9 protein-coding genes and 1 rRNA gene are annotated in these 7,230 nt (G+C 48.7%); all 10 read left to right on the forward strand.

Annotated elements, in window-relative coordinates:
- Positions 1 to 7 precede the first annotated feature (7 nt).
- Positions 8 to 589 carry an aminodeoxychorismate/anthranilate synthase component II gene (gene pabA / locus O9139_RS15085; protein WP_270880296.1) on the forward strand — a complete coding sequence of 194 codons (582 nt, stop codon included), beginning with the start codon at positions 8 to 10 and terminating at the stop codon, positions 587 to 589.
- Positions 590 to 592: 3 nt separating this feature from the next.
- A complete protein-coding gene (gene pabC, locus O9139_RS15090) occupies positions 593 to 1,456 on the forward strand; it encodes an aminodeoxychorismate lyase (protein WP_270880297.1) in 864 nt (287 codons plus the stop codon).
- An 11-nt stretch (positions 1,457 to 1,467) separates the two neighbouring features.
- Positions 1,468 to 2,292 carry a dihydropteroate synthase gene (gene folP, locus O9139_RS15095; protein ID WP_270880298.1) on the forward strand — a complete coding sequence of 275 codons (825 nt, stop codon included), beginning with the start codon at positions 1,468 to 1,470 and terminating at the stop codon, positions 2,290 to 2,292.
- A 23-nt stretch (positions 2,293 to 2,315) separates the two neighbouring features.
- Entirely contained in the window at positions 2,316 to 2,681 is a 366-nt protein-coding gene (gene folB / locus O9139_RS15100; protein WP_270880299.1) for a dihydroneopterin aldolase, read from the forward strand.
- The gene (folK, locus tag O9139_RS15105) at positions 2,682 to 3,194 is read left to right on the forward strand and encodes a 2-amino-4-hydroxy-6-hydroxymethyldihydropteridine diphosphokinase (protein ID WP_270880300.1); all 513 of its coding nucleotides are present in this window, start codon (positions 2,682 to 2,684) and stop codon (positions 3,192 to 3,194) included.
- Positions 3,176 to 3,388, forward strand: coding sequence for a helix-turn-helix domain-containing protein (locus tag O9139_RS15110; RefSeq protein ID WP_270880301.1), 213 nt, complete (start codon positions 3,176 to 3,178; stop codon positions 3,386 to 3,388). The genes folK and O9139_RS15110 overlap by 19 nt, the downstream gene beginning before the upstream one ends.
- Before the next feature lie 5 nt (positions 3,389 to 3,393).
- Positions 3,394 to 4,425: a tRNA dihydrouridine synthase DusB gene (gene dusB / locus O9139_RS15115; protein ID WP_270880302.1), complete on the forward strand. Its 1,032-nt coding sequence runs from the start codon at positions 3,394 to 3,396 to the stop codon at positions 4,423 to 4,425.
- 240 nt (positions 4,426 to 4,665) lie between these two features.
- On the forward strand, positions 4,666 to 5,142 hold the full coding sequence (gene greA, locus O9139_RS15120; RefSeq protein WP_270880303.1) for a transcription elongation factor GreA: 477 nt from the start codon (positions 4,666 to 4,668) through the stop codon (positions 5,140 to 5,142).
- A 90-nt stretch (positions 5,143 to 5,232) separates the two neighbouring features.
- Entirely contained in the window at positions 5,233 to 6,729 is a 1,497-nt protein-coding gene (gene lysS, locus O9139_RS15125; protein ID WP_270880304.1) for a lysine--tRNA ligase, read from the forward strand.
- A gap of 314 nt (positions 6,730 to 7,043) precedes the next feature.
- Positions 7,044 to 7,230, forward strand: a 16S ribosomal RNA gene (locus O9139_RS15130); the annotation flags it as partial.

A 7,230-nucleotide genomic window follows, 5' to 3' on the forward strand; every position in this document is an offset into this window, starting at 1 on the left:
GCTGAGCATGATTTTAGTGATCGACAATTATGATTCATTTACGTACAATCTCGTCCAGTACTTAGGGGAGATTGGCGAAGAGGTGACCGTCCGCCGGAATGATGAGATTGATTTGGCGGGGGTTGAAGCGTTGGCGCCGGACCATATTTTGATCTCACCAGGACCTTGTACACCTAATGAAGCAGGCATCAGTCTAGCAATAATTGATCATTTTAAAGGCAAGATTCCGATCTTCGGTGTTTGTCTCGGTCATCAGTCCATCGGGCAAGCGTTCGGCGGTGAAGTGATTCGTGCGGAGCGTTTGATGCACGGGAAGACGTCACCGATATATCACGACGGCCAAACGTTGTTTGAAGGGCTACCATCGCCGTTTACAGCAACGCGTTATCATTCGCTGATCGTGAAGGCAGAGACGCTTCCGGATTGTTTGGAAGTGAGCGCCCATACGGCTGAAGGCGAAATTATGGCGCTGCGGCATAAGGAATATCCGATTGAGGGCGTTCAGTTTCATCCGGAATCGATTATTACCGATCATGGCCATCAAATTTTACGCAATTTCCTTCGCCGTACAGCTAAAGCAGGAGTATAACCCATGTGGATAAGTATGAATGGTCAACTATATAAAGAAGAACAAGCTGTGGTCTCGGTTTACGACCATGGCTTTCTTTACGGGCTCGGTCTGTTTGAGACGTTCCGGACCTATGCGGGGCAACCTTTTCTTCTGCAGGAACATCTCCTCCGCTTAACAGACGGGTGTAAAGAGCTTGGAATCGCCTACGAGCCGAGTCTCGAACATATATCAGAGCACATCAGTAAGCTGCTGGCGGCAAATGAGCTGCAGGACGCATACATCCGCTTATCCGTATCGGCCGGTGTCGATATCCTTGGCTTACCTGGCGGCCTCTATGAGCAGCCGAATGAAATCATTTATATCAAGCCCCTCCCGCCGAGGGATGAAGCTGTCTATTTGCAGGGCAAAGCGCTGCAGCTGCTGAAGCTGCCCCGGAATACGCCAGAAGGTTTGTACCGCTTTAAGTCGTTTCATTATATGAATAATATTTTGGCCAAAAGAGAGCTTCAGAACTATCAATGGTCCGCCGGCGCCGAAGGCCTCATGCTCACCGAAGACGGCTATCTGGCGGAAGGGATTGTCAGCAACCTCTTTTTCGTCAAAGATCATGTCATTTGCACACCATCACTGGATACAGGTATACTACCAGGCATTACCAGATTACATGTGCTGCGGCTTGCTGACGCAAACAGCCTTGCTGTACAAGACGGCCTTTATCGTTGGGAGGATCTCGTGCATGCGGATGAGATTTTTATCGTGAATTCCATACAGGAAATCGTACCGGTTACATGCTTATACATACCAGACGGGCAAAAGTATTTAATCAGCCATGGGTCCATAGGACCAATTACCCGTAGTCTGATCGAACTCTATAAGATAACCTAACAACATGGGAAGTGAAGTTTGTGGAAATGTTGGTTTGCAAAGATCACCAGCTGCCTATCGGTGAGCGTACGCTCATCATGGGCATTTTGAACGTAACGCCGGACTCTTTCTCCGATGGTGGCCAATATGTGTCTATAGAGACAGCCATACAGCGTGCCCGCCAAATGGTCGCCGAAGGCGCCGATATTATTGATATTGGCGGAGAGTCAACGCGCCCTGGTTTTGCCAAAGTTTCGGAGGAAGAAGAGCTCCGTCGGGTCATTCCGGTCATCGCAGCGCTTCGCGAGGCGGTCCACGTGCCGATATCGATTGATACGTATAAAGCTGAGGTGGCCAAGCAGGCGCTGGAAGCGGGCGCACATATCATCAACGACGTCTGGGGCGGTTTAGCGGATCCGCGCATGGCTGCGGTGGCTGCGCAGTACGATTGCCCATTCATTATCACGCATAATCGCGTTGACATGAACTACAACGATTATATCCCGGATGTTCTTGCCGACTTGCAGGCGTGCGCCGATCAGGCGCTTCAAGCTGGTGTGCGTAGGGCGAACATTATTCTCGATCCCGGGATTGGCTTCGCCAAAACGCATGAACAGAACTTGCAGCTCATGAACCGGCTGCGTTTGATCGCCGATCTCGGCTATCCAGTACTGCTGGGCACCTCCCGCAAAAGTATGATCGGCCATACGCTGCAGCTGCCCCCCGAGGATCGCCTCGAAGGCACGGCGGCGACAGTCGCGCTTGGCATCGCGCAAGGCTGCGGCATCGTCCGCGTTCACGATGTACAAGCCATGAAGCGGGTCGCCGTCATGACCGACGCCATCGTACGCGCATAAACTTACTATTGGAGGCCACGCATATGGATAAAATCAAGCTATCGCGCATGCAATTTTTCGGTAATCACGGCGTGTTTGCGGAAGAGAACAAACTAGGGCAGCGCTTTTACGTGGATGTTGAGTTAGCGGTTCCGCTGGATAAACCGGGACTTTCCGACCATATCGACGATACGATCAATTATGCGCATGTCTTTTTTAAAGTGAAAGAGATTGTGGAAGGGCGAACGTATAAATTAATCGAAGCGCTCGCCGAAAACATTGCATCTGAGCTGCTAGGTACTTATACTAGTATCCATGAAGTGACGGTTCGCGTCATTAAGCCGCATCCGCCGTTTCCTGTAGTTTTTGATGGCGTTACCGTAGAGATCAACCGAAAGCGGGCTAATTAAATGACAGCCGAAGCACAACTAGCCGTACAAGCGTTCGTGGCGCTTGGTTCGAATATAGATGATCGTGAACACTATTTACTGCAAGCAATTGCGGAGTTGAATGCACATGCGGGCATTCGCGTGATCGCGCAGTCAGGGATTTATGAAACTGAACCTGTCGGTTACGTGGAGCAGGCCGCATTTCTCAATATGGTGATTGAAATCTCCACGACTTTACTGGCAGATGAGTTATTAACCGCCATGCTTTCCATTGAGAATCGTTTAGGCAGAACGCGCGATTTGCGCTGGGGACCGAGAACGATTGATCTGGATTTGCTGATCTATGGCGAACAGAGGCTTTCGACTCCCGACTTAATCATCCCGCATCCGCGGATGTACGAGCGGGCTTTTGTTTTAGTTCCTCTTGCAGAGGTTCTCTACCGCCGGCAGGATGCTGCATTTGAATTCATCTCCGCCCAATTGGAGAAACTGGAAGGAAAGGAAGGCGTCATCTTATGGAAAAAAGCTCAGTAGCTCAGCGCATTCGCGCATTTCGCAAATTGAAAGGTTACACCCAGAACGAACTGGCTGAAATGCTTGGCGTTTCCATAGCCATTCTGGGCGCAATTGAACGCGGTACGCGTAAACCGGATACTAAAATTATTAATAAAATATCGCAAGTGCTGAACATCGAACCCGATGAGTTGGTCGCTGCGATTGCGAGGTGAGTAGGATGGAATCTTCTTCGGTCCTTAAAATAGGAAATATCGAAGCTCCCAATAAAGTAGTATTGGCGCCAATGGCTGGCGTATGTAATCCTGCATTCCGTTTGATTGCCAAAGAATTCGGCACAGGACTTGTCTGTGCGGAGATGGTTAGCGATAAAGCGATTGTCCATGGCAACTCACGGACGATGGATATGTTGTATGTGGATGACCGGGAGAAGCCGCTGAGTTTGCAGATTTTTGGCGGTGACACCGAGACGCTGGTCGAAGCGGCCAAGGTCGTTGATCAGCATACGAATGCTGACATTATCGACATTAATATGGGCTGCCCCGTTCCGAAAATCACGAAATGTGATGCCGGCGCGCGTTGGCTGCTGCAACCGGACAAAATCGAGGAAATGATCGCAACAGTCGTTGCGGCGGTAAGCAAGCCTGTGACGGTAAAAATGCGCATAGGCTGGGACTCCGAGCATATTTATGCGATCGAGAACGCCAAAGCCGTTGAACGTGGCGGCGGCAGCGCGGTCAGCGTACACGGCCGTACGCGTGAACAAATGTATACAGGCAAAGCCGATTGGGATATCATTCGCCAAGTCAAACAAGCCGTATCCATCCCTGTTATCGGCAACGGTGACGTTGTCACTCCTGAAGATGCCAAACGGATGCTGGATCAGACAGGCGTTGACGGCGTTATGATCGGCCGAGGCGCGCTTGGTAACCCGTGGATGCTCTACCGCACGGTCCAGTACCTTACCAAAGGCGAGCTTCCGCCCGAACCGACGGCGGAAGAGAAGATCCGCATAGCGATCCTGCACATGGATCGACTTGTCGCGCTGAAAGGCGAGCATGTCGCGGTGAAGGAAATGCGGAAGCACATGGCCTGGTATCTGAAAGGGTTGCAAGGCGCGGCGCGCGTCAAGGATGTCATCATGGAGCTCGTGAAACGCGATGAAATGGTGCGTATTTTGAATGAATATGTCGAGAATTTGGAATCGCATTCAACAGCGGCTACAGAGGAAGAAAGTGCAGTGCTTCATTAAGAAAAATGAAGCACTGGCTTAGATTGACAATTTGAAACGGTTGCAATATAATCAGTCAATATTAATATGTGTTCCCGCATATAGTGAACGACAGCGGTGTCATCATAAGACACAAAGCTAATATATTAACTTATAGTGAATTCATACTACTTGAATCAACTCTTTTATCGACCTATTCATAACTTAAAGCATTGATTCAACGATATGAAAATCTTTCACACGACGGGAGATCAGTTGGGAATGAGTGAAAAAGAGGTCATTCTTACACAAGAAGGCTTGAAAAAGCTGGAGGAAGAGCTTGAGCATCTGAAATCGGTGAAACGCCGTGAAGTCGCAGAAAGAATTAAAGTGGCTATCGGATATGGCGATATTTCTGAGAACTCCGAATACGAAGACGCAAAAAATGAACAAGCTTTTATTGAAGGAAGAATTATTACTCTTGAAAAAATGCTGCGCAATGCGCGGATTATTAATAACGATGATGTAGATATCAACACGGTGAGCGTAGGCTCGATCGTAACGCTGAAGGACTTGGAATTCGGTGACCTGGTAGAGTACAATATTGTAGGCACAGCGGAATCCGATCCGTTCCAGAACAAAATTTCCAATGAAAGTCCAGTTGGTAAAGCCATTCTCGGCAAGCAAAAAGGCGCGGTCGTTGATGTTAGCGTACCAGCCGGCGTTATTCAGTATCAAATTATCGATATTAAAAAGTAATGTCAGCCGCGTCTCTTTGGAAAGCTTCCTTCCGGAAGCTTTTTTCCGATTTTAGAGATGGCGTGACTACAATTATAGGAGATGAAAAGCATGAGCCAAGAACAGGAATTGAATGAGTTGCTCGTTATCCGCCGTAACAAATTGGACGAGCTTCGTGCACTAGGTGTAGATCCGTTTGGCAGCAAGTACGAAAGAACGCATACCGCGAAACAAGTTCTCGATGCGTACAACGACAAGACCAAAGAAGAGCTCGACGAAGCAGCTGTAGAAGTATCCATTGCCGGCCGGATTATGCAAAAAAGAGGCATGGGTAAAGCCAGCTTCGCTCATCTGCAAGACATCTCTGGCAAAATCCAAATCTATGTTCGTGAAGATTCAGTCGACGCTAATAAATATCAAGCCTTTGATCTGCTTGATCTCGGCGATATGGTTGGCGTTCACGGTGTGGTGTTCAAGACCAAAACAGGCGAAACTTCAATTAAAGTTAAATCGCTAGAGGTATTGACCAAATCTTTACTGCCGCTGCCGGACAAATTCCATGGCCTGAGCGACGTGGAGTTGCGTTACCGTCAACGTTACGTAGATCTGATTACGAACCAAGACGTACAGCAAACGTTTATTTTGCGCTCCCGCATCATTCAATCCATGCGTCGTTACTTGGACTCGCTGGGTTTCTTGGAAGTAGAGACACCGACTCTGCATTCCATCGCAGGCGGCGCTTCGGCACGCCCTTTCATTACGCATCACAATGCTCTGGATATGCAGCTATATATGCGTATTGCGATTGAGCTTCATTTGAAGCGTCTAATTGTCGGCGGACTGGAGAAAGTATATGAAATCGGCCGCGTGTATCGGAACGAAGGGATTTCTACGCGCCATAATCCAGAATTCACGATGATCGAGCTTTACGAAGCTTACGCTGACTATAAGGACATTATGAAGCTCACTGAAGAGCTTGTTGCCCATATCGCCCAAGAGGTGCTTGGCACGACGACGATCCAGTACGGTGATCACGAGGTGAATCTCGCGGTTGGATGGAGACGCGTATCGATGGTCGACGCCATTAAGGAAGTGAAAGGCGTGGACTTTAGCGTTCATATGTCGGACGAAGAAGCACACCGTTTGGCCAAGGAACACAACGTGCCTGTTGAACCGCATATGACTTTCGGGCACATCGTGAATCAGTTCTTCGAGACATTCGTTGAAGAGACATTGATTCAGCCGACGTTTATTTATGGACACCCATTGGAGATTTCTCCGCTTGCTAAAAAGAACCCAGAAGATCCGCGCTTCACCGATCGTTTCGAGCTCTTTATCGTTGCTCGTGAACATGCGAATGCGTTCACTGAGCTTAATGATCCGATCGATCAAAGAGAACGTTTCGAAGCGCAGCTTCGTGAAAAAGAGCAGGGCAACGATGAAGCGCATGAAATGGACGATGACTTCATTCGTGCGTTGGAATACGGTATGCCACCAACAGGCGGTCTAGGTATTGGGATTGACCGTTTGGTCATGCTGTTGACGAACGCGCCATCCATTAGAGATGTGTTATTATTCCCGTTGATGCGCGAGCGTCAAGGCGAGTAATTGCTTGAAATTCGGGGCACCGCTGGGTGTCCCGAATTTTTTTTAAATAATACTTGCATTGTTTGTCGCGTCTGTGGTATCTTATAAAAGTCGCCGCTGAGACAAGCGCGAAAGTAACTTGAGAAATACAAGTTGCAAACAAGTTTTGAATATGGTATATTACATCTCGCTGCTTCGGTAACGCGGCGGCGAACGAAAGAGAATTGTTCTTTGAAAACTGAACAACGAGTGAGAAGCAAGTCGAGCAATCGACTCTAAACTTTAAAAGAGATTAACAATCTCGTCAGCTTTAAATGAGCTATTCAGATTCATCCTTTTTGGAGAGTTTGATCCTGGCTCAGGACGAACGCTGGCGGCGTGCCTAATACATGCAAGTCGAGCGGTCCCTTCGGGGATAGCGGCGGACGGGTGAGTAACACGTAGGCAACCTGCCTGTAAGACTGGGATAACTATCGGAAACGATAGCTAAGACCGGATAGCTGGTTCTCTCGCATGAGAGAA

Origin of the sequence: Paenibacillus aestuarii (genome assembly GCF_027789125.1) — a bacterium.
In the GTDB taxonomy this organism is placed as follows: Bacteria; Bacillota; Bacilli; order Paenibacillales; family NBRC-103111; genus Paenibacillus_E; species Paenibacillus_E aestuarii.